17 protein-coding genes are annotated in these 21,796 nt (G+C 70.9%); 2 read left to right on the top strand and 15 right to left on the bottom strand.

Annotation, left to right across the window (positions count from 1 at the left end):
- Positions 1-32: 32 nt before the first annotated feature.
- Positions 33-3,914: a DNA-directed RNA polymerase subunit beta' gene (locus EDF20_RS07140; protein ID WP_133738215.1), complete on the bottom strand. Its 3,882-nt coding sequence runs from the start codon at positions 3,912-3,914 to the stop codon at positions 33-35.
- A gap of 49 nt (positions 3,915-3,963) precedes the next feature.
- Positions 3,964-7,455 carry a DNA-directed RNA polymerase subunit beta gene (gene rpoB, locus EDF20_RS07135; RefSeq protein ID WP_123547660.1) on the bottom strand — a complete coding sequence of 1,164 codons (3,492 nt, stop codon included), beginning with the start codon at positions 7,453-7,455 and terminating at the stop codon, positions 3,964-3,966.
- A 340-nt stretch (positions 7,456-7,795) separates the two neighbouring features.
- On the opposite strand from rpoB, the gene EDF20_RS07130 reads away from it, so the two are divergent.
- Complete coding sequence (locus tag EDF20_RS07130) at positions 7,796-8,653, top strand: fused MFS/spermidine synthase (RefSeq protein ID WP_133738214.1); 858 nt, start codon at positions 7,796-7,798, stop codon at positions 8,651-8,653.
- A 95-nt stretch (positions 8,654-8,748) separates the two neighbouring features.
- Here EDF20_RS07130 and csrA read toward each other — a convergent pair whose 3' ends face one another.
- The 13 genes from csrA to EDF20_RS07065 all read right to left on the bottom strand — a co-directional run bounded on the left by csrA (position 8,749) and on the right by EDF20_RS07065 (position 20,548).
- Positions 8,749-9,003, bottom strand: a complete 255-nt coding sequence (gene csrA / locus EDF20_RS07125; RefSeq protein ID WP_123547658.1) for a carbon storage regulator CsrA — start codon at positions 9,001-9,003, stop codon at positions 8,749-8,751.
- Between the two features lie 184 nt (positions 9,004-9,187).
- Complete coding sequence (locus EDF20_RS07120; RefSeq protein WP_133738213.1) at positions 9,188-10,363, bottom strand: hypothetical protein; 1,176 nt, start codon at positions 10,361-10,363, stop codon at positions 9,188-9,190.
- 1 nt (position 10,364) lies between these two features.
- Positions 10,365-12,416 (bottom strand): flagellar biosynthesis protein FlhA, encoded by a 2,052-nt coding sequence (locus EDF20_RS07115; RefSeq protein ID WP_123547656.1) that lies wholly within the window; start codon positions 12,414-12,416, stop codon positions 10,365-10,367.
- Positions 12,416-13,675: an EscU/YscU/HrcU family type III secretion system export apparatus switch protein gene (locus tag EDF20_RS07110; protein ID WP_123547655.1), complete on the bottom strand. Its 1,260-nt coding sequence runs from the start codon at positions 13,673-13,675 to the stop codon at positions 12,416-12,418. The genes EDF20_RS07115 and EDF20_RS07110 overlap by 1 nt, the downstream gene beginning before the upstream one ends.
- A gap of 2 nt (positions 13,676-13,677) precedes the next feature.
- On the bottom strand, positions 13,678-14,397 hold the full coding sequence (locus EDF20_RS07105) for a flagellar biosynthetic protein FliR (RefSeq protein WP_123548289.1): 720 nt from the start codon (positions 14,395-14,397) through the stop codon (positions 13,678-13,680).
- 39 nt (positions 14,398-14,436) lie between these two features.
- On the bottom strand, positions 14,437-14,712 hold the full coding sequence (fliQ, locus tag EDF20_RS07100; protein ID WP_123547654.1) for a flagellar biosynthesis protein FliQ: 276 nt from the start codon (positions 14,710-14,712) through the stop codon (positions 14,437-14,439).
- Positions 14,712-15,596 (bottom strand): flagellar type III secretion system pore protein FliP, encoded by an 885-nt coding sequence (fliP, locus tag EDF20_RS07095; protein ID WP_233569153.1) that lies wholly within the window; start codon positions 15,594-15,596, stop codon positions 14,712-14,714. The genes fliQ and fliP overlap by 1 nt, the downstream gene beginning before the upstream one ends.
- 245 nt (positions 15,597-15,841) lie before the next feature.
- Entirely contained in the window at positions 15,842-16,558 is a 717-nt protein-coding gene (locus EDF20_RS07090) for a flagellar biosynthetic protein FliO (protein ID WP_133738212.1), read from the bottom strand.
- Between the two features lie 2 nt (positions 16,559-16,560).
- Positions 16,561-17,298 carry a flagellar motor switch protein FliN gene (gene fliN / locus EDF20_RS07085; protein ID WP_133738211.1) on the bottom strand — a complete coding sequence of 246 codons (738 nt, stop codon included), beginning with the start codon at positions 17,296-17,298 and terminating at the stop codon, positions 16,561-16,563.
- Positions 17,295-18,242, bottom strand: a complete 948-nt coding sequence (locus tag EDF20_RS07080) for a flagellar motor switch protein FliM (protein ID WP_243833416.1) — start codon at positions 18,240-18,242, stop codon at positions 17,295-17,297. The genes fliN and EDF20_RS07080 overlap by 4 nt, the downstream gene beginning before the upstream one ends.
- A gap of 46 nt (positions 18,243-18,288) precedes the next feature.
- Complete coding sequence (locus EDF20_RS07075; RefSeq protein WP_347876494.1) at positions 18,289-19,326, bottom strand: flagellar motor protein MotB; 1,038 nt, start codon at positions 19,324-19,326, stop codon at positions 18,289-18,291.
- Entirely contained in the window at positions 19,323-20,156 is an 834-nt protein-coding gene (locus tag EDF20_RS07070) for a MotA/TolQ/ExbB proton channel family protein (protein ID WP_123547651.1), read from the bottom strand. The genes EDF20_RS07075 and EDF20_RS07070 overlap by 4 nt, the downstream gene beginning before the upstream one ends.
- On the bottom strand, positions 20,156-20,548 hold the full coding sequence (locus tag EDF20_RS07065) for a flagellar FlbD family protein (protein WP_123547650.1): 393 nt from the start codon (positions 20,546-20,548) through the stop codon (positions 20,156-20,158). The genes EDF20_RS07070 and EDF20_RS07065 overlap by 1 nt, the downstream gene beginning before the upstream one ends.
- 394 nt (positions 20,549-20,942) lie before the next feature.
- On the opposite strand from EDF20_RS07065, the gene EDF20_RS07055 reads away from it, so the two are divergent.
- A complete protein-coding gene (locus tag EDF20_RS07055; protein WP_347876493.1) occupies positions 20,943-21,794 on the top strand; it encodes a YitT family protein in 852 nt (283 codons plus the stop codon).
- Positions 21,795-21,796: the final 2 nt, after the last annotated feature.

Raw genomic sequence — 21,796 nt, 5'->3', positions numbered from 1 at the left:
TCAGACCCGCGGTGCCTTCATGGCGATCCCGATCAGTTGTAGGTGCCGGGGGTGAAGTCGTCCGACGAGAACGAGTCGAAGTCCACGAAGCTGAGGTCAGCCTCGGTGAACGACGCGTCGTCCGTGAACACGCGGTTGGGGTACCGCTCGGCCTTCGCCTCCTCCGTCGCCTCGACCGAGACGTCGCGGTAGCGCGACAGGCCGGTTCCGGCGGGGATCAGCTTGCCGATGATCACGTTCTCCTTCAGACCGACCAGGGGGTCGCTCTTGCCCTCCATCGCAGCCTGCGTGAGCACGCGGGTCGTCTCCTGGAAGGAGGCGGCCGACAGCCACGACTCGGTCGCGAGCGAGGCCTTGGTGATGCCCATGACCTCCTGGCGGGCGGACGCGGTCCGCTTGCCCTCGGTCAGCGCCGCACGGTTGATCTCGTTGTACTTCGACCGGTCGACGAGCTCGCCGGGGAGCAGGTCGGTGTCGGCGTGGTCGACGACGGTGACCTTGCGGAGCATCTGACGGACGATGACCTCGATGTGCTTGTCGTGGATCGGCACGCCCTGCGAACGGTAGACGTCCTGGACGCCCCCGACGAGGTGCTGCTGCACCGCACGGACGCCCTTGACTCGCAGGACCTCCTTCGGGTCGACCGCGCCGGCGATGATCTGCGCACCGAGCTCGACGTGCTGACCGTCCTCGACGAGGAGGGTCGAGCGCTTGAGCACGGGGTAGATGACCGGCTCGTCGCCGTTGTCGAGGTTGAGGATGACCCGTCGGGCCTTGTCCGTGTCCTCGATCGTGATGCGACCGGCACCGTCGGCGATCGGGGACGCACCCTTGGGGGTACGTGCCTCGAACAGCTCCGTCACGCGGGGCAGGCCCTGCGTGATGTCGTCGGCCGAGGCCGAACCGCCGGTGTGGAAGGTGCGCATCGTCAGCTGCGTGCCGGGCTCGCCGATCGACTGGGCCGCGATGATGCCGACGGCCTCGCCGATGTCGACCAGGTTGCCGGTCGCGAGCGAGCGGCCGTAGCACTGGGCGCAGACGCCGACCGCGGCCTCGCAGGTGAGCACGGAACGGACCTTGATGGTCTCGACCCCTGCCGCCACGAGCTCGTCGATCAGCACGTCTCCGACGTCGGCGCCGGCCTCGGCCAGCACGGTGCCCTTCGCGTCGACGGCCGCGGCCGCCAGCGAACGGGCGAACACGGTGTTCTCGACGGTCGCGTCGCGCACCATGACGCCGTCGGCGTCGGGTGCGGCGATGGGCATCTCGAGACCGCGCGAGGTGCCGCAGTCGTCCTCACGGATGATGACGTCCTGCGAGACGTCGACGAGTCGACGGGTCAGGTACCCCGAGTCGGCCGTACGGAGGGCCGTGTCGGCCAGTCCCTTGCGGGCACCGTGCGTCGCGATGAAGTACTCGGCCACCGACAGGCCCTCGCGGTACGACGAGATGATCGGGCGGGGGATGATGTCGCCCTTCGGGTTGTTCACGAGGCCTCGCATGCCGGCGATGTTGCGCACCTGCAGCCAGTTTCCTCGGGCACCCGAGGTGACCATGCGGTTGATCGTGTTGTCGACCGGGAAGTTCGCCCGCATCTCGGCGGCGACCTCGTTCGTGGCCTCCGTCCAGATCTTGATCAGGTCCGCACGACGCTCGGCGTCGCTGATGAGGCCCTTGTCGAACTCGGACTGGACCGCTGCGGCCTGCTTCTCGTAGCCCGCCACGATCTCCGGCTTGCGCGGAGGCGTGAGGACGTCGGAGAGGGCGACCGTGACACCGGAGCGCGAGGCCCAGTAGAAGCCCGCGTCCTTGATGTTGTCCAGGGCAGCCGCGACCGCGACCTTGGGGTAGCGCTCGGCGAGGTCGTTGACGATCGTCGAGAGCATGCCCTTGTCGGTCACCTGCTGCACGAACGGGTAGTCCGCCGGCAGGTTCTCGTTGAAGAGCGCGCGACCGAGGGTCGTGTCGAGCAGGATGTCCTGTCCGACCTCGTAGCCCTCGGGAGCCTCGCCCTCGGCGAAGTGCACGCCGTTCATGCGGATCTTGGCCATCGCGTTCAGGTCGAGCGTGCCCTGGTCCTTGGCGAGGATCGCCTCGGACACGGACGAGAAGGCACGGCCCTCGCCGACTGCGCCCTCGGTGACCGTCGTCAGGTAGTGCAGGCCGATGATCATGTCCTGTGCGGGCAGGGTCACCGGTCGGCCGTCGGACGGCTTCAGGATGTTGTTCGACGCGAGCATCAGGATGCGCGCCTCGGCCTGGGCCTCGACGGACAGCGGCAGGTGCACGGCCATCTGGTCGCCGTCGAAGTCGGCGTTGAACGCCGCGCAGACGAGCGGGTGCAGCTGGATGGCCTTGCCCTCGACCAGCTGGGGCTCGAAGGCCTGGATGCCGAGACGGTGCAGCGTGGGCGCGCGGTTCAGCAGCACGGGGCGCTCGCGGATGATCTCCTCGAGGACGTCCCACACCTGCGGGCGCGAACGCTCGACCATGCGCTTGGCGCTCTTGATGTTCTGAGCGTGCGACAGGTCGATCAGGCGCTTGATCACGAACGGCTTGAACAGCTCGAGCGCCATCTGCTTGGGCAGACCGCACTGGTGCAGCTTGAGCGTCGGGCCGACGATGATGACCGAACGGCCGGAGTAGTCGACTCGCTTGCCGAGCAGGTTCTGGCGGAACCGACCCTGCTTTCCCTTGAGCATGTCGCTCAGGGACTTCAGGGCGCGGTTGCCGGTGCCCGTGACGGGACGGCCGCGGCGACCGTTGTCGAAGAGCGCGTCCACCGCCTCCTGCAGCATCCGCTTCTCGTTGTTGACGATGATCTCGGGGGCACCGAGGTCGAGCAGTCGACGGAGGCGGTTGTTGCGGTTGATGACGCGACGGTAGAGGTCGTTCAGGTCGGACGTCGCGAAGCGACCACCGTCGAGCTGCACCATCGGGCGCAGCTCGGGCGGGATCACCGGCACGACGTCGAGCACCATCGCGGCGGGCGAGTTGCCCGTGGCGAGGAAGGAGCTGACGACGCGCAGGCGCTTGATCGCGCGGATCTTCTTCTGGCCCTTGCCCTCCGAGATCTGCAGGTGCAGGTTCTCGGCCTCGGTGGTCAGGTCGAAGCCCTCGAGGCGCTTCTTGATGGCCTCGGCGCCCATGTGGGCCTCGAAGTACATGCCGAAGCGGTCCTGGAGCTCGTGGAAGACGGCGTCCTCGGGCTTGAGGTCGCCCACCTTGAGCGTGCGGAAGTCCTCCCACACGCGCTCGAGGCGGTTGATGTCCTCGTCGAAGGCCTTGCGGGTCTGGCCCATCTCCTTCTCGGCGACGTCCTTCGCACGACGCTTCTGGTCGCTCTTCGCACCTTCTTCTTCAAGAGCGGCGAGGTCGACCTCGAGCTTCTGCAGACGATCGGCGATGCGCGTGTCGCGCTGCGTCTCGAGCTGCTTGATCTCGAGGCGGAGCTCGTTCTCGAGACCGGGCATGTCGGCGTGACGGCCCTCGTCGTCGATCGAGATCACCATGTAGGCGGCGAAGTAGATGACCTTCTCCAGGTCTTTCGGCGCCATGTCGAGCAGGTAGCCGAGGCGCGACGGGACGCCCTTGAAGTACCAGATGTGCGTGACGGGGGCGGCGAGCTCGATGTGGCCCATGCGCTCACGGCGCACCGACGACTTCGTGACCTCGACGCCGCAGCGCTCGCAGACGATGCCCTTGAAGCGGACGCGCTTGTACTTGCCGCACGCGCACTCCCAGTCACGCGACGGCCCGAAGATCTGCTCTCCGAAGAGGCCGTCCTTCTCGGGCTTCAGCGTGCGGTAGTTGATGGTCTCCGGCTTCTTGACCTCACCGTGCGACCAGGCACGGATGTTCTCGGCCGTGGCGAGGCCGATCCGCAGCTCATCGAAAGTTGTTGCTTCGATCAAAATTCAGTCCCTTGTCAGATGTATCGACGTGTCGTTGTGGGAAGGGGGCTTAGATCTCGTCGACGTTCGACGACTCGAAGCGGGAGGAGATGTTGATGCCGAGCTCTTCCGCAGCACGGAAGACCTCGTCGTCCGTGTCGCGCAGGCTGACCGTCTGGCCGTCGGCCGAGAGGACCTCGACGTTCAGGCACAGCGACTGCATCTCCTTGATGAGGACCTTGAAGCTCTCGGGGATGCCGGGCTCCTGGATGTTCTCGCCCTTGACGATCGCCTCGTAGACCTTGACGCGGCCGAGGATGTCGTCGGACTTGATCGTCAGGAGCTCCTGCAGCGCGTACGCGGCGCCGTAGGCCTCGAGGGCCCACACCTCCATCTCTCCGAACCGCTGTCCGCCGAACTGGGCCTTACCGCCCAGGGGCTGCTGCGTGATCATCGAGTAGGGGCCCGTCGAACGAGCGTGGATCTTGTCGTCGACGAGGTGGTGCAGCTTCAGGATGTACATGTAGCCGACCGAGATCGGGTTCGGGAAGGGCTCTCCCGAGCGACCGTCGAACAGCATCGTCTTGCCCGAGGAGCCGATCAGGCGGTCGCCGTCACGTGTGGGCAGCGTCGAGTCGAGGAGGCCCTCGATCTCGCGCTCGGCGGCACCGTCGAACACCGGGGTGGCGACCTTCGTGCCGGGAGCCGCGCTGAGCGCCTCCGGCGGGAGGTTCTTGGCCCACTCCTGGATGCCCTCGACGTTCCAGCCCTGCGCCGCGATCCACCCGAGGTGGATCTCGAGCACCTGGCCGAAGTTCATGCGACCGGGGACGCCCAGCGGGTTCAGGATGATGTCGACCGGCGTGCCGTCCGCGAGGAACGGCATGTCCTCGACGGGGAGGATCGTCGAGATGACGCCCTTGTTGCCGTGGCGTCCGGCGAGCTTGTCGCCCGCGGTGATCTTGCGTCGCTGCGCGATGAACACCACGACGCGCTGGTTGACGCCCGAGCCGAGCTCATCGTCGCCGTCTTGCGAGTCGAAGACCTTGACGCCGATGACGGTTCCCTGCTCGCCGTGGGGCACCTTCAGGGACGTGTCGCGGACCTCACGGCTCTTCTCGTTGAAGATGGCGCGCAGGAGGCGCTCCTCGGCCGACAGCTCGGTCTCGCCCTTGGGCGTGACCTTGCCGACGAGGATGTCGCCGGGACGGACCTCGGCACCGATGCGGATGATGCCGCGGTCGTCGAGGTCGGCCAGCAGGTCGGGGCTGACGTTGGGGAGGTCACGGGTGATCTCCTCCTTGCCGAGCTTCGTGTCGCGGGCGTCGACCTCGTACTCCTCGATGTGGATCGAGGAGAGCGTGTCGTCCTTCACGAGGTTCTGCGACAGGATCATCGCGTCCTCGTAGTTGTAGCCCTCCCACGGCATGAACGCGACGAGCAGGTTCTTGCCGAGCGCGAGCTCGCCGTTCTCGGTCGCAGGGCCGTCGGCGATGACCTCGCCGACCTCGATGCGCTGACCGGCGTCGACGATCACGCGGTGGTTGTAGCTGGCGCCCTGGTTCGAGCGGTCGAACTTGCGCAGGTAGTAGTCCTGCGTGCCGCCCTCGTCGAGCTGGACGGTGACGACGTCGGCCGAGACCTCGGTGACGACACCTGCGGCGTCGGCGGTGACGACGTCGCCGGCGTCGATGGCCGTGTAGCCCTCCATGCCGGTGCCGACCAGGGGGCTCTCGCTGCGGACCAGCGGGACGGCCTGACGCTGCATGTTCGCGCCCATCAGGGCGCGGTTCGCGTCGTCGTGCTCGAGGAACGGGATGAGCGAGGTCGCGACCGACACCATCTGGCGCGGCGAGACGTCCATGTAGTCGACCTCGTCCTTGGCGACGAGCTCCACCTCGCCGCCCTTCTTGCGGACCAGCACCTTGTCGTCGACGAAGTTGAAGTCGTCGTCGAGCGGGGCGTTGGCCTGGGCGACGACGAACTCGTCCTCTTCAGACGCGGTGAGGTAGTCGATCGTGGTGCTGACGTTGCCGCCGTTGACACGACGGTAGGGCGTCTCGATGAAGCCGAACGAGTTGATGCGGGCGAACGACGCGAGCGAGCCGATCAGGCCGATGTTCGGGCCTTCCGGGGTCTCGATCGGGCACATGCGGCCGTAGTGCGACGGGTGGACGTCGCGGACCTCGACGCCGGCGCGCTCGCGGCTCAGGCCGCCGGGGCCGAGCGCGCTGAGACGACGCTTGTGCGTCAGGCCCGACAGCGGGTTGTTCTGGTCCATGAACTGCGAGAGCTGCGACGTGCCGAAGAACTCCTTGATCGCGGCGACGACGGGGCGCACGTTGATCAGGGTCTGCGGGGTGATCGCCTCGATGTCCTGCGTGGTCATGCGCTCGCGGACGACGCGCTCCATGCGGGACAGGCCGGTGCGGACCTGGTTCTGGATCAGCTCGCCGACCGCGCGGATGCGACGGTTGCCGAAGTGGTCGATGTCGTCGACGTCGAGGCGCAGCTCGACGGACTCGCCGTCGCGCGTGCCGTCGATCGTCTTCTGCTCGGCGTGCAGCGAGACCAGGTACTTGATCGTCGCGACGATGTCGTCGACGGTCAGGACCGAGTCGCCGAGGGGCGCGTCGATGCCGAGCTTGCGGTTGATCTTGTAGCGACCCACCTTCGCCAGGTCGTAGCGCTTCGGGTTGAAGTAGAAGTTGTCGAGGAGCGCACGCGCGGCCTCGGCGGCGACCTGCTCGCCGGGACGGAGCTTGCGGTAGATGTCCTTGAGGGCCTCCTCTTTCGTGAGGATGGCGTCCTTCTCGAGGGTGGCCTCGATGGACGCGAAGCCCTGGAACTTCTCCGTGATCTCCTCGCTCGTGAGGCCGAGGGCCTTGAGGAAGACGGTGACGCTCTGCTTGCGCTTGCGGTCGATGCGCACGCCGACCTGGTCGCGCTTGTCGATCTCGAACTCGAGCCAGGCGCCGCGGCTGGGGATGACGCGAGCCGAGTAGATGTCCTTGTCGGACGTCTTGTCGGAGGCGCGCTCGAAGTAGACGCCGGGGCTGCGGACCAGCTGCGACACGACGACGCGCTCGGTGCCGTTGATGATGAACGTGCCGCGCTCGGTCATGAGGGGGAAGTCGCCCATGAAGACCGTCTGGGTCTTGATCTCACCGGTGAGGTGGTTCATGAACTCGGCGTTGACGTAGAGGGGGGCGGCGTAGGTCTTGCCGCGCTCCTTGCACTCGTCGATGGAGTACTTCGGGTCCTCGAGCTCGGGAGCCGTGAAGCTGAGCTGCATGGTCTCGCCCAGGTCTTCGATCGGGGAGATCTCCTCGAAGATCTCCTCCAGGCCGGAGTGCAGCGCGAGGTCGGTGCGACCCTGCTCGGTCGCCTCGGCGAGGCGGGTCTTCCAGATGTCGTTGCCGACGAGCCAGTCGAAGCTCTCGGTCTGCAGCGCCAGGAGGTCGGGGACCGTGAGCGTGTCGGTGATCTTGGCGAACGAGAGGCGCGATGCGCCACGGCCGTTCTTGGGCGAGTTGGTGGATGCGGTGTTCGCAGCAGCCAAGGAAGTTACCTCCGTGGACCCCGTCGGGTCATCACTGTCGGACAGTATGAGTGGGTGGTGAACGGCCCTCCCGGGAACCGTCGGCCGCGCGGCAGGGTCGCTGGACCGTGCCGGAGGCCGAGACCGAGGACGCCCCCGCCGCGATATTCGGGGGACTGTCTCGGATGTGCGTCGTCGACCGAGATATGACGACGGGACGCACGAGGGAGCGCAAAGGTCAATACTATGCAGCCGGGACACGCCTGGCAAGCCCTGTCGTTGACCTCGGGGCTGACCTCGGGTATAACGCAGGCGATCCCGCGGAATTCCGGCCGCGCCTCCTCGGTGGGAGGATCGGGACATGGCCGCACCCCACGACGACCCGCCCGCCGAGGTCTCGATCGGAGCGGGCCTCGCCCGCGTCGACGAGGACCGGCACCGGCCCGGCTCGTTCACCCTCGTCGTCGACGGCACCCCGCAGTCGCACGTCGACCTCGACGACCCCACGCACCTCGCCTTCGAGTACGTCCGCCGCATCGGCCACGCGATCGACCTGCTGCCCGAGGGGCCCCTGACGGCCCTGCACCTCGGCGGCGGCGCGCTCACGCTGCCCCGGTACGTCGAGGCGACGAGGCCCGGCTCGCGCCAGCAGGTGATCGAGCTCGAGGCCGACCTGATCGCGCTGGTGCGCGAGCGGCTGCCGTTCCCGCGGGGCGCCTCCATCCGGCTCCGCTACGGCGACGCCCGCGAGGTGATGGAGAAGCTGCCGGCCGGGCTCCGCGGGTCGGTCGACCTGCTCGTCGTCGACGTCTTCGGCGGGTCGCGCATCCCCGCGCACGTGACGAGCCTCGAGTTCTACACGGCCGCCTCCTCGTTCCTGTCGCCGACGGGCATGCTGATCGTCAACTCGGCCGACGGGGCCGGGCTGGCCTTCGCCCGCGGACAGGCGTCGACCCTGTCGACCGTCTTCGAGCACGTCGCCGCGGTCGCCGACCCTGCCACCCTCAAGGGCAGGAGGTTCGGCAACGTCGTGCTGATCGGCTCGCCCTCGCCGCTGCCCACCGACCGCATGCCGCGTCTCTACTCGTCAGACCCGCTGCCGGCGAAGGTCGTGCACGGGCGCGAGCTGCGCGACTTCGTCGCCGGGGCACCGGTCGTCACGGACGCGACCGCGGTGCCGTCGCCGGAGCCGTCGCGGAGCGTGTTCGGGAGTCGTTGACGCTGCTGGCTGCTCGCTGCCGGCCGCTGGCTGCTGGCTGCTGGCTGCTGGCCAGCGGGGAGCTGCCGGCCTGCGGAGCTACTGGTCTGCGGGAACTACTGGTCGGCGCGCGGGGCAGGGGCGCCGAGGGCGGCACGGAGGCGCGCCTCGGCGTCGGCCGCGGAGGTCGCGCCGGCGGCCTCGACGTTGGCCTCGGTGACGGCCTTGACGACCTCTTCTCGCTGGATCTTCACGCCGCGGGGGGCGTCGATGCCGATGCGCACGCCGTCGCCACGGGAGTCGAGCACGGTGATGACGATGTCGTCACCGATGAGGATCCGCTCCCCGACCTTGCGCGTCAACACCAGCATCCCCCCACCTTACGAGGTGCGGGGCCCCACACGGCGCAGACCGGGCGCTCGGCGTGCGGCCACGTCGGGAGTTCGTGTCCCGTCGCGTTCCGAGCATCGCGTCTCGCCGTGGCGCGACGTGATGCTCGGAACGTGACGGGGCAGGGGGGGGCGCCTGCGGGGGACGCCGGTTCGGCCAGCGGGTCTAGGCGCGCCAGCCGACCGGGACGCCGAGCAGGTGGACCGTGCCGGGCGTCGACGTGTCGTCCTCGCCGACGACGGCGACCGCCGCCACCGGCTGGACGGCCCGGACGGCCTCGACCCAGCGGGCGGTGTCGTCGTGCTTGCGGCCGACGTCGACGGCGACCCAGACCTGGTCGGCCGCGATCGCCTCGAGGGCGGCGGGCGCGGCGGCGTCCCACGCGAGGGCGGTGACGACGGCGGAGTCCTCGTGCACGCCGGTCGCCCGGGCGAGGATCGCGCCGCGCCGGTCGGCGGCGTCGACCGAGCGCAGCCCGAACGACGTCGCCATCTGGGCGGCCACGCGGAACGCGTCGCCCGGACGCCCGACGACGACCACGAGGTCGCCGGCCCCGCGCAGCACGGACGGCGCGGGGCGGTCGCCCGCGTCGCCCGGGGCGAGCGCCGAGGGGGCGGACGAGGAGGCGGCGGCCGCGGCGAGGAAGGCGGCTGCGGTCGTCAGGGGGCCGGCGGGCGCCTCCTCGACGTCGTGCACCTCGGCCGCCGGGGTCCCGGGGGCGGCGATGCCGTTGAAGGTGAAGTCGTCCATGATCTCGGCGAACGCGTCCGTACGGGTCGAGAGGTCGCCGGCGGCCGCGGCGACGGCGGGCGACGGGACGGAGGCAGCAGCGGCCGCGGCGGCGCGGGCGGCGCGACGCGGGCTGGCCGCGGCGGGCGGCCGTGCGGCGGCAGCTGCAGCGGCTGCGGCTGCGGCTGCGGCGGAGGACGCCGGGGAGGCAGGCACCGCGCGGACGACCCGCGGCGCGGTCGCCTCGCGCCCGGACAGCACGTCGTCGAACGGGTCACGCGGGCCTGCGTCGCCCTGCGGGCTGGTGGCGCCGCGCAGGTCGGCACCGCCGCGCGGGTCGAACCCGTCCGCGGCGTCGGCGTCGGCGAGCAGCGCCGCGATGCCGGCGCGCGAGGCCGGGGGCGTGATCGTGATGCGTGCCGTCGGCACGTCGGTGCGCGGGTCGGGCACCTCGACCGTGACCTCGTAGTGCTTGCGGGCGAAGACGCCCGCGACTCCCCCGACGGTCACCTTCTGCGCCGCGACGATCCGGGCGCCGGGGCCGTGCACGGCGCGGACCTCGGCCCGCAGCGCCTCGAGCGACTCGCCGCTCATCATCCTCCGCGTGGGCACGTCAGATCGCCGTGATCGGGTCGGCGGCGCGGACGACGCCCACGGTCTCGATGGTCGAGCCGGCGGCCGTCGCCTCCTGGTACGACAGCACGGGCAGGCCGCCCTGCTGGGCCGAGACGAGGCGGTGGATGGCGGGGCGCAGGGCCGGCGCGCAGACGAGCACGGCGCTGAGGCCCTGGGCCTCGACGGAGGCGACCGACTCGCGGAGCGAGCCTAGCACCTGCTCGACGCGGTGGCCGTCGAGCAGGATCTGGGTGCCCTGGTCGGACGGCCGCAGCCCCTCGAGCATCGACTGCTCGAGGCCCGGGTCGATCATGATGACGCGCAGCACGCCCTGGTCGAGGTGGCGCGCGGTCAGGGCCGGCCCCAGGGAGGCGCGGGCCGCCTCCACCAGGCCCTCGGGGTCGGTCGAGACCTTGGCGCGGAGGGTCAGCCCCTCGCAGATGCGCCCGAGGTCGTTGATCGGGACGCGCTCGGCGAGCAGCCCCTGCAGCACGCGCTGCAGCTCGGCGAGCGAGAGCATGCCGGGCACGAGGTCGTCGATCGCGGAGGCGTTGACCTGCTTGAGGCCCTCGGTCAGGACGCGGACGTCCTCACGGCTGAGCAGCCGGGCGGCGTTGTCGCCGATGATCGACGACAGGTGCGTGACCAGAACCGAGACGCGGTCGATCACGGTCGCCCCGGTCATCTCGGCGCTGTGCCGCATCTCGGCGGGCACCCACTTGCCGGCGAGGCCGAAGACGGGCTCGACCGTGGCCGTGCCGGGCAGGCCGTCGAGCTGGTCGCCGAGGGCGAGCACGGAGCGGGTCGGGGCGACGCCGCGGCCGGCCTCGACTCCTGCGATGCGGATCGAGTAGGTCGAGGGCGGCAGGTCGACGCTGTCGCGGGTGCGCACCGGCGGCACGACGATGCCCATGTCGACGGCGATCTTGCGGCGCAGCGCCTTGACGCGGCCGAGCAGGTCGTCCGACGACCCGCTGACCATGTCGACCAGGTCGGGCGCCAGCAGGATCTCGAGGGCGTGCACGCGCATCTGCTCGAGCAGGTCCTCGGTGGTGTCGGTGGGGGCAGGAGGCGCGGCGAGGGCCTCGAGGGCCTGCTGCGCCTCCTCGGCCTTCTCCTTCGCCGCGAGGCGCTGCGAGATGACGAGCAGGCCGACGCCGATCAGGAGGAACGGGATGATCGGCATGCCGGGGATGAACCCCATGCCGATCGCGGCGACGCCGGCGATCATGATCGCGATGCGCGACTGCGAGAGCTGCGCCGCCGCCTGCGACCCCATGTCGCTGTCGGCGCCCGAGCGGGTGACGATCATGCCGGTGCTGACCGCCATCAGCAGCGCCGGGATCTGCGTGACGAGGCCGTCGCCGATGGTGAGCAGGCCGTAGTGGTTCAGGGCCTCGCCGATCGCCATGCCGTTCTGGATCGCGCCGATCGCGACGCCGCCGACCAGGTTGATGACGATGATCAGGATGCCGGCGATCGCATCGCCCTTGACGAACTTCGAGGCGCCGTCCATCGAGCCGTAGAAGTCGGCCTCGGCGCTCACGGCGGCGCGGCGCTCCTTGGCGACCTCGTCGGTGATCAGGCCGGCGTTGAGGTCGGCGTCGATCGCCATCTGCTTGCCGGGCATGGCGTCGAGGGTGAAGCGGGCCCCGACCTCGGCGACGCGCTCGGCGCCCTTCGTCACGACCACGAACTGGATGATGATCAGGATGCAGAAGATGACGGCGCCGATGATGATCGAGCCGCTCACCGCCACGTGGCCGAACGCCTCGATCACGTGGCCGGCGAAGCCCTCGCCGAGCACGAGGCGCGTCGAGGCGACGTTGAGCCCGAGGCGGAACAGCGTCGCGACGAGCAGCAGCGACGGGAACACCGAGAAGTCGAGGGGCTTCTTCACGAACAGGGTCGTGAGCAGGATCACCAGCGCCAGCAGGATGTTGAGGATGATCAGCACGTCGAGCATCGGCGCCGGCACGGGCACGACGAGCAGCAGCACGATCGCGACGACGCCGACCGGCACGGCGAGCTTGGGGAGTGTCTTCTTCATCAGGCGGTTCCTCCGGTGGCGGCGGGGCGGGGCGAGAGTGAGGGGGCCGGCGAGGCGGCCGGGGCGGCGACGGGCGCAGGAGGCGCGGCGCGGGCGGCGCGGATCGCGCGCGGCACCGCGTCGGGGGCCAGCGACTCGGGCGCGAGCACGCTCGACACCTCGTCGGCCGTGGTGGGGCGGGGGTTCGCGTGGGCCCGGCCGACGGCGGCGGTCGCGCCGCGCGCCTTCAGGGCCATCACGAAGGTGAGGACGCGGGCGACCGGCGTGTAGAGGTCGACGGGGATCTCCTCGCCGAGGCCGCACGAGGCGTGCAGCGCCCGGGTCAGCGGCACGTCGGCGACCATCGGCACGCCGTCGGCCTCGGCCTGCTCGCGGATCTTCGCGGCGACGGCGCCGGCGCCCTTCGCGACGACGCGGGGGGCGGCCTTGCCGGGCTCGTACTTGAGGGCGACGGCGTAGTCGGTCGGGTTGACCATCACGACGTCGGCGTCGACGATCGCGCCCATCATGCGGTTGCGGCTCATGGCGAGCTGGCGCGAGCGGCGCTGCGACTTGACCAGCGGGTCGCCGTCGCTGCTCTTGTGCTCGTCGCGCACCTCCTTCTTGGTCATGCGCGTCTTCTTGCGGTTGCGGCGCATGACGACGAAGACGTCGGCCGCCGCCAGGAGGAGGCCGGCCGCGATGGCGGCCTGGAGCAGGACCGTGGTGCCGGCCGACGCCTCCTCGATGATCGCGGAGACGCTGAGGCCGCCTCCGCTCATGAGGACGGGCAGGAGGCCCTGGACGGCCGCCCAGAGGACGAGGCCGACGACCGCGGTCTTGATCAGGGCCTTGGCGCCGTTCCAGAGCGCCTGGGTGCCGAACGTGGTCTTGAGGCCGTTCAGCAGGTTGAACTGCTCGTAGTTGCCGGTCATGCGCTTGACGTGCACGCCGCCCTGCACGACCGCGGTCGCGAGCACGGCCACGCCGACGACCGCGAGCATCGGGCCGATCGTGCCGGCCATCGAGCCCACGCCGCCGCCGAGCAGCTGCAGCACGGTGGTGTCGTCGGGGTGGCGGATCACCTGGCCGATCGAGAAGAGCTGGTCGGTGCCGGCCTCGGCGCCGCGCTGGATGGTGCTGGGGATCATGACGGCGGCCGCGCCGACGCCGACCCAGGCGCTGAGGTCCTGCGAGCGCGAGAGCTGGCCCTTGGAGCGGACCTCCTTCATCCGCTTGTCGGTGGCCGCCTCGGAGCGCTCGCCGCTGTCGTCCGCCATCGCTACCTCACCCCCAGGACCATGTCGGCCGCGTCGCCGGTGAGGCTCTGCACCACGCCGGGCAGGGCGAGGAACACGCCGCCGGCGAGCATCACGGTCATCAGGATCTTGAGCGGGAAGCCCATCGCGTAGGCGTTCAGGGCCGGCGCGACGCGGCTGAGCAGGCCGAGCCCGACGTCGGCGAGGAACAGCACGACGCAGAGCGGGCCGGCGATCTGCAGCGTCGCGAGGAACATCTGCGAGACGCCGTTCGTCATCAGCTCGACGGGTCGCGAGAGGTCCATGCCGAGGCCGAGGGGGAACGCGTCGAACGAGCGGGTCAGCCCGCCGATCAGCACCTGGTAGCCGCCGCTCGCGAACATCAGCGCCAGCGCCGTCATCTGGAACAGGCGGGTGAACTGGGCGCCGTTGATCATCGACTGCGGGTCGAAGGCCTGCGCCAGCGTGAAGCCGCCGAACAGGTCGATCAGGCTGCCCGCCGACTGGATCGCCGCGAAGACCAGGAACACGAGGAACCCCAGCACCGCGCCGACGACCAGCTCGAGCACGAGCGCCAGCACGAAGCCGCCCGTGTCGAGCGACTCGTAGCCGGGCGCGACGCGCGGCGCCACGGCGAGCGCGAGGCCGACGCCGAGCATCGCCTTCACCCGGCCGGGGAACGCCCGGTACGAGAACGGAGGCGCGACGACGATGAAGGCGGTCATGCGCACGGCGGCGAGCATGGTCGCCTCGAGCCAGCTGAGGTCGATCGACACGGCGGCCTAGCCCCCGCTCAGGAGCTGCGGGATGCGGTCGAAGACCATGGTCGTGAACGAGACCATCTCGCTGATCATCCAGTGGCCGCAGACGATCAGGGCGATCCCGACCGCGACGGCCTTGGGCACGAACGCGAGGGTCACCTCCTGGATCTGCGTGATCGACTGCAGCAGCGAGATCGCGAAGCCGACTACGAGCGAGGTGATCAGCACGGGCGCGGCGAGCTTGCCCGTGATGATCAGGGCCTGCATCGACAGGTCGAGGACGGCGTTGGAGTCCATCAGGCACTCACCTGGTAGCTCTCGATCAGGCTCGTGATGATGAGCCCCCAGCCGTCGACGAGCACGAACAGCAGGATCTTGAACGGCAGCGAGATCATCACCGGGGGCAGCATCATCATGCCCATCGACATGAGGGCGGCGCTGACGACGAGGTCGATGACGAGGAACGGGATGAAGATGACGAACCCGATGATGAACGCGGCGCGCAGCTCGCTGATCATGAACGACGGGATGAGGGTCAGCATCGGGACGTCGGCCTGGCTGGCGGGGTTCGGCTGGTCGGCGGAGCGGGTCATCAGCGCGAGGTCTTCTTCGCGGGTGTGCGCCAGCATGAACTCCCGGAGCGGGGCGGCCCCGGCGTCGATCGCGCCCTGGAAGTCCAGCTGGCCGTTCAGGTAGGGCTGCACGGCGTCGTCGTTGATGTGCCCCAGGATCGGCGCCATGATGAACAGGCTCAGGAACAGGGCGAGGCCCGCGAGCACCTGGTTCGGCGGGATCGACGGCAGCGCGAGGGCGTTCCGCGTCATCGCGAGCACGACGAAGATCTTCGTGAACGACGTCATCATCAGCAGCAGCGCCGGCGCGACGCTGAGCAGCGTGATGCCGAGCAGGGTGACGATCGCCTGGCTGGGGGCGCCGTCGGGGCCGTTGATGTCGATGTTGAGGCCGCCGGTGCCCGTGCCGTCGGTGACGGTCTGGTCGGACTCGGTGAAGTCGGGGGTCTCGCCGGTGCCGGTGCCGGTCGAGCCGTCGGTGCTGCCGGTTCCTCCGGTGCTGCCGGTGCCGGTGCCGGGCTGTGCGGGGGCGGTCGGGGACGTGGGGGCGACCGGCGCGGCGGAGGCCTGCTGGCCGATCAGCATGACGAGCCCCGACGCGACGACCATCGCGAGCAGGGCGACGACGACCGCGCGGGCGAGGCGGGTGTCGGCGAAGCGGACGGGCGCGGCGCCGACGGCGGGGGCGCCGAGGCGGGCGTGCCGCAGCGGGGCGCCGCGCAGGCCGTCCCGGAGGGTCGGGCGGACGCGCTGCCGCAGCGCCGTGGCGAAGGCCGGCACGAACGTGGGAGCGGAGGAGGCGCGGGTCGCGCGGTGAGCGGCGGCTCCGGTCGCGCGGTGCGCGGCGGACGCGCTCATCCGGCGCGACCGGCGCGGACGGCGGCGGCCGCCTGCCGCCAGGTGTCCGGGGCGAGGATCGAGCCCTCGAGCGGCTTCGCGGCGCGGCCACGGGCGCGCTCGCGCGGGTCGCGTGCGGCGGCGCTGCCGGTGCTGCGCGAGCCGCGCGTCGCGGCACGACGCTCGGCCCCGCGCGGCCGCAGCATCGCCGCGCCCGCAGGAACGGCGATCGAGTTGCCCGAGAACGCTGCCGCGGCCGCGTCGAGGCGACCGTTCGGGGCAACTGGGGCGGGGTGGGCGGCGAGGGAGGAGTCGGCGGCGAGGACGGCGTCGAAGCTCGGGGTCGCGGAGGCGGCCGGCGCGGGGGCGACCGACGCGAGGGGGACGATCGGGGTGACCCGCGCCTCCTGCGGGGCCGGCTCGAGCGCGACGACGGGAGACTGGGGCGCGGCCTCGAGCGCGACGACGGCGGGCTGGGCGGCGGGTGCGTCGGCCGCGGCCAGCACGGTGATCGACGACTCGGTCACGCCGAGCACGAGGCGCTCGCCCTCGACGTCGACCACGACGACGCTGGCCTTGGCGCCGATGCCCTGACGGGCGACGATCGAGACGGGAGCCGAGGCACGGCCCCCGCGGAGCCCGCCCTTCGCGAGGCGCTTCTGCAGCACCCACAGCAGGGCGAGCACGACGCCCAGCGAGAGGGCGACGCGCAGCGCGACGAAGAGCGTGTCCACGATCAGGCGACGCCGTCGGCGACGTCGAGGATGCGGGTGATGCGGATCGCGTAGTCCTGGTCCACGACGACGACCTCGCCGTGCGCGATCAGGCGGCCGTTGAGCAGCACGTCGGCGGGGGCCCCGGCCGAGCGGTCGAGCTCGACGACGGCGCCGGGCTCGAGGCCGAGCACGTCGCGGACCGACATGCGGGTGCGGCCGATCTCGACCGTCAGCGCCATCTCGACGTTGTTGATGCGGCCGAGGTTGCCGGCGCCGAGCGGCGCGGCGGGGACGGAGGAGGCGGGCGAGCTCGACGAGACGAGGCCGACGGTGCCGTCCTCACGGAGCCGCACGGCGAACCAGCCGACCGTCTCGCCCGTGGCGGTCAGGTCGAACACGACGGTGGAGTGGTCGGCGAAGAGGGCGTCGGCCGACTCGAGCCGGCTGTCGCCGAGCACGCCGGCGCCGAGGACCGAGGTCGCGGCCTCGAGGGCCGGACGGAGTACGTCGACGACCGAGACGAGGGGCGAGTCGGTGCCCGCGGCCGCGGCGACCTGGTCCATGTCGGCGAGCAGCAGCGCGGTGTCGGCCGAGAGCGAGCCGACGAACGAGGTGACGACGGCCGAGGAGGCGGTGCTGCGGCGAGCCTGGGCGGTCGCGGCGTCGACGGGCACGGCCCGCAGCGGCACGGGCGTCGGCAGCTGCGCGACGAGCGCCTCCGCCGCGGCGGTGTGCAGGGTGATGGTCGTGCCGGTCATGAGGTTCCTTCTTCGGTGCCGGTGAGGGAGGTGGAGACGACGATGCCCGCGAGGCGCGAGCCGGCGGAGCCCACGGCGGCGCGGCCGACGACCTGGCCGTCGACCGTGATCGCCAGCGGGCGGGACTGCGGGTGCGGCAGGGGCAGCACGTCGCCGACGGCGAGGTCGAGCACGACGTTCGGCAGCACGGCCGCGGGGGCGAGACGGAGCGCGACGTCGACCGGCACCGAGGCGAGCTGGCCGCCGAGCAGGCGGCGCACCTCGACCGGGTCGACCGCGGACTCGGACTCGCCGAGCTGGGGCAGCAGCACCTCGGCGGGGATCGCGACGGTGCCGGCCGCGCTGCGCTCGCCGACCCGGATGTCGAACGAGGCGACGATCATCAGGTCGGACTTCTGCGCGGCCTGGGCGAACTGCGAGTTGTACTGGAAGCCGCCGACGACGATCTGGGCGACGAGCAGGTTGCCGAACGAGTAGCGGAGGTCGTCGAGGGCGTCCTCCATGAGGCGCCGCACGAGGGCCTGCTCGATCGGGGTGAAGGTGCGCTCGGGCACGGTCGAGGCTCGCGTGCCGCCGAGCATGTGGCTGACCCAGCTGAGCGCCGCGGACGTCGGGAACTGGATGACGGCCTTGGGCGTCGTGCCCTCGATGCCGCACAGCACCATCGCGGTCGTCGCGGGCAGCGAGGCGGCGAACTCGTCGTAGGTGAGGACCTGCAGCTGCTCGCAGGTGACCTGCGACAGCACGCGGACCTTGGCGGTGAGCTGCGTGCCCCACTGCCGGGCGAACGTCTCGAACGCGAGCTCGAGGGCCCGCGAGTGCTCACGGGGCAGCGTCGTCGGACGACGGAAGTCGTAGATCTCGACCTGCTTCGGCGGGCGCGGCGCAGCGACGGCCGGGGCCGGTGCGGGCGTGCCCGGGGGCAGGGTCTCGAGGAGCGTCACGACCGGCACTCTCGGCCCGCGCCTCCTCGTCGTTAGGCGCTCGTGGTCAGTGCCCCCCGGACTGGGCCCCCTCGGCGTGGGCGTCCTCGGACTCCTTCTCCGTCTTCTTCTCGGTCTTGTCGGTCTTCTTCTCGGTGGTCGTCGTGGTCGCGGCGGCGTCCTCGACGGCGGGCGGACTCTCGGCGGCGGCGTTCCTGCCGGCGGTCACCGCGCCTCCTGCGCCCTCGGCCGCCGCCTGCAGCTGGGGCAGCAGCGCGCTCACGTCGTCGGACTGGTTCGACAGGACGACGATGTCGACCCGGCGGTTCGTGGCGAAGTCGGCCTCCGTGCCGCCGGTCGAGAGGGGGCGCGACGAGCCGAACCCGACGGCCTGCGCGTGCTCGACCGGGAGACCGCCGCGCTCGACCAGGTCGCGCAGCACCTGCGTGGCCCGGGCGGAGGACAGCTCCCAGTTGGTCGCGTAGGGAGCGGTCGAGCTGCGCTGGTCGGCGTGCCCCTCGATCGACACGTCGTGGCCGGCGCTGCGGAGGACGGGCGCGATCGCGTCCATCACACGGCGGGCGGTGTCGCTCAGGTCGGCGCTGTTCGTGCCGAAGAACGTCTCCGAGCCGACCAGGCGGACGGTGAGGCCGCGCGCGTCGGTCGAGAACTGCACGTCGGCGCTCAGGCCGGAGCCGGCGAGGCCCGCGGCGATCGCCTCCTTGATGGCGGTCAGGTCGTCGAGCTCGGCCTGCGCCTGCGCGAGCTCCTCGGCCGTGCCGGCCGTCCCGCTCGCGGAGGCCTTGCTCATGTCGGTCTCGTCGCCGGTGGAATAGCCCTGGCCCTCCGGCGTCACGTCGTTGACCGTGACGACGGTGCCCGACGCCGTGTCGACCTTGCCGACGTCGGTCTGGCCGAAGCCGGTGGCGAGCGAGTTGCGCAGGGCGATGTACTTGTCCTGGTCGACGCTCGACATCGCGAACAGCACGATGAACATGCACATCAGCACGGTGACCATGTCCATGTACGAGGCCAGCCAGCGCTCGTCGGGGTGCTCCTCCTCGGCGTGGCCCTTCTTCTTGCGGCCGCCGCGCGCGCCGCTCACGCTGCGAGGCCCTGGTCGTCGGCGCCGGCCTTCGCCTTGGCGCCCTTGCCTGCCTTGCCGGCCTTGCCGGCACCGGCCTCGAGCGAGTGCACCGGCACCATGGCCTTGAGGCGCTCGCCGAGGAGGCGCGGCTGGCTCCCGGCCTGGACGGCCAGCACGCCCTCGATCAGCAGCGTCATGCGCGCCTCGTCGAGGTCGGCCAGCTTCTTCAGGCGACCGGCGAACGGCAGCCAGAGGAAGTTCGCGCTGAGCAGGCCCCAGAGGGTCGCCACGAACGCCGCCGCGATCAGCGGGCCGAGCTCGTCGGGAGAGGCGAGGTTCTCGAGCACGTGGGTCAGGCTGACCACCGTGCCGATGATGCCGACGGTCGGGGCGTAGCCGCCCAGGCTGTTGAAGAACTTGCTCGCCGTGCGGTCGGCGGCGAGACGCGACTCCATCTCGTCCTCGAGCAGGATCCGCAGCTCCTCGCCGTCGGTGCCGTCGGCGATGTTCTGCAGGGCGCCCTTCATGAAGGGGTCCTCGACCTTCTCGGCCTCCGCCTCGAGCGAGAGCAGGCCCTCGCTGCGCGCCTTCTCGGCGAGCGCCACGATGTCGTCGATGACCGACTGCGGCGGGATCACCTTGCCCGTGAAGGCGTGCGGGATCTTCTTGAAGCTCAGCATCGCGTCCTTGATCGTCGTGCCGGCGATGCCGACCGCGATCGTGGCGCCGAAGACGAGCAGCATCGGCGCGGGCAGCAACAGGCCCTCGACGTGGACGCCCTCGAGCTTGATCATCCCGAACAGCGCGCCGAACGCGAGCAGGATGCCGATGATCGTCGCCGGATCCATCAGCGGGCTCCGGTCGGTGCGGGCGCGGTGGTGGTGCTGGTCGCGGGGGCCGTGGTCGCGGGGGCCTGCTCGGCCGGGCGGAGGGCGGAGACGAGGCCGCCGCCTCCTTCGCCTCGCGAGCCGCGGACGATGCCGAGCTGCGGGCCGGTCGACGTGCGGCTGCCGAGCGGCTGCGTCGCGGGGGCGGCGAGGTCGGGCGCGTCGTAGGCGAGCGAGACGATGCGGGCACGGTAGCGGGCGATCATCTCGATCACCACGGCCATCGGCTCGGTGACGATGTACTTCGCCCCGTCGACCATGATCAGCGTCGTGTCGGGCGTCTCGTGGATGCGCTCGATCAGGTCTGGGTTGACAGCGAATCTGCTGTCGTTGAGTCGCGTGACGACGATCATCGGCCTGTCCTAGGTCTGTGTCTCCCGCCACCGTCCGTGGGGCGGGCGAGCTGCTCGTCCTGAGCTGCTCAGGGGGGACTATCGGCAGGGGTCGGGTCGGCGTTAGGCGCCGGTGGGCGTGGGTGTCGCCTCTTCGGCTGACGGCGCGTCGTTGCTGCCCGGAGCGGTAGCCGACGCGAAAACGACAAGCCGACGCGGGGCCCCACGTCGCCTTGTCGTTTTCGCGTCGGGTCAGCGCGTGGATGGACCGAAAGTGACCACTCGAGCGGAGCGGGGCACGTTGAGGCGGGACGGGCGGGGGACGGGAGGCGCCGGGACGGGGGGACGAGCGGGACGGCGCGCAGGAGGCGGCGGGCGACACATGCGCGCAACACCGGGCTGGCAAGATGCTGCGGTGACCGACACCCCCGCGAACGACGGCACGCGCGACGCCACCCCTGTCGCCCGGCCCTCCTCCCCCACCTCCGCCTCCCCCGCCACCGCCTCCGCCTCGCCCGACGCCGCACCCACGGTCGGCTCGACGCCGACCGGCTCGACGCCCGTCTACTCGACGCCCGAGTCCACCGGGCCGGACGCCGCGCTGTCGCCCGACACGGCGACCCCGCTGGTCGACGACCCGGCCCTCACCGAGACGGCCGCGACCGCCGACGCCAACCGGCACACCCTGGTCGAGAACGTGATGGGGGTGGTGACGGGAGTCTTCATCGCCTCCTTCGGGCTGTTCCTGCTCAAGGCGAGCGGAGCAGTCTCGGGCGGCACCGCCGGCATCGCGCTGCTGCTCGACTACGCCGGGCCGCTGTCGTTCGGGGCGCTGTTCATGCTGGTGAACGTGCCGTTCTTCGCGCTCGCGGTGTGGAAGAAGGGGATCGCGTTCACCCTGCGGACGGTGCTCACCGTCGCGATGGTGTCGGCGATGTCGTACCTCCACCCCGCCGTGTTCCACATCGAGAGCGTGGACCCGGTCTACGGCACGCTCGGCGGCAACCTGCTCGTCGGGGTGGGCCTGCTGATCCTGTTCCGGCACGGGGCGAGCCTCGGCGGCATCAACATCCTCGCGCTCGTTCTGCAGGAGAAGCTCGGCTGGCGGGCCGGCTACGTGCAGATGGCGGTCGACGTCGTCATCATCCTGTTCTCGCTCACCGTCGTCTCGCCGTGGATCGTGCTGCTCTCGGCCGCGGGCGCCGTCGTGCTCAACCTCGTGCTCGCCCTCAACCACAAGCAGGGGCGGTACCTCGGTCGCACGTGACC

Source organism: Frigoribacterium sp. PhB116, assembly GCF_004364285.1.
Taxonomy (GTDB): domain Bacteria; phylum Actinomycetota; class Actinomycetes; order Actinomycetales; family Microbacteriaceae; genus Frigoribacterium.
The sequence above is the reverse complement of the archived record's forward strand: the minus strand, read 5'-3'. Positions and strand labels throughout refer to the sequence as shown.

What these genes read in the sequence shown, in the direction of transcription:
- EDF20_RS07130 (WP_133738214.1), top strand. Translation starts at nt 7,796, where the DNA reads ATGGCCGCACCCCACGACGACCCGCCCGCCGAGGTCTCGATCGGAGCG.
- csrA (WP_123547658.1), bottom strand. Translation starts at nt 9,003, where the DNA reads ATGCTGGTGTTGACGCGCAAGGTCGGGGAGCGGATCCTCATCGGTGAC.
- EDF20_RS07115 (WP_123547656.1), bottom strand. Translation starts at nt 12,416, where the DNA reads ATGAAGAAGACACTCCCCAAGCTCGCCGTGCCGGTCGGCGTCGTCGCG.
- EDF20_RS07110 (WP_123547655.1), bottom strand. Translation starts at nt 13,675, where the DNA reads ATGGCGGACGACAGCGGCGAGCGCTCCGAGGCGGCCACCGACAAGCGG.
- EDF20_RS07105 (WP_123548289.1), bottom strand. Translation starts at nt 14,397, where the DNA reads ATGCTCGCCGCCGTGCGCATGACCGCCTTCATCGTCGTCGCGCCTCCG.
- fliQ (WP_123547654.1), bottom strand. Translation starts at nt 14,712, where the DNA reads ATGGACTCCAACGCCGTCCTCGACCTGTCGATGCAGGCCCTGATCATC.
- fliP (WP_233569153.1), bottom strand. Translation starts at nt 15,596, where the DNA reads ATGGTCGTCGCGTCGGGGCTCGTCATGCTGATCGGCCAGCAGGCCTCC.
- fliN (WP_133738211.1), bottom strand. Translation starts at nt 17,298, where the DNA reads ATGACCGGCACGACCATCACCCTGCACACCGCCGCGGCGGAGGCGCTC.
- EDF20_RS07070 (WP_123547651.1), bottom strand. Translation starts at nt 20,156, where the DNA reads ATGGATCCGGCGACGATCATCGGCATCCTGCTCGCGTTCGGCGCGCTG.
- EDF20_RS07065 (WP_123547650.1), bottom strand. Translation starts at nt 20,548, where the DNA reads ATGATCGTCGTCACGCGACTCAACGACAGCAGATTCGCTGTCAACCCA.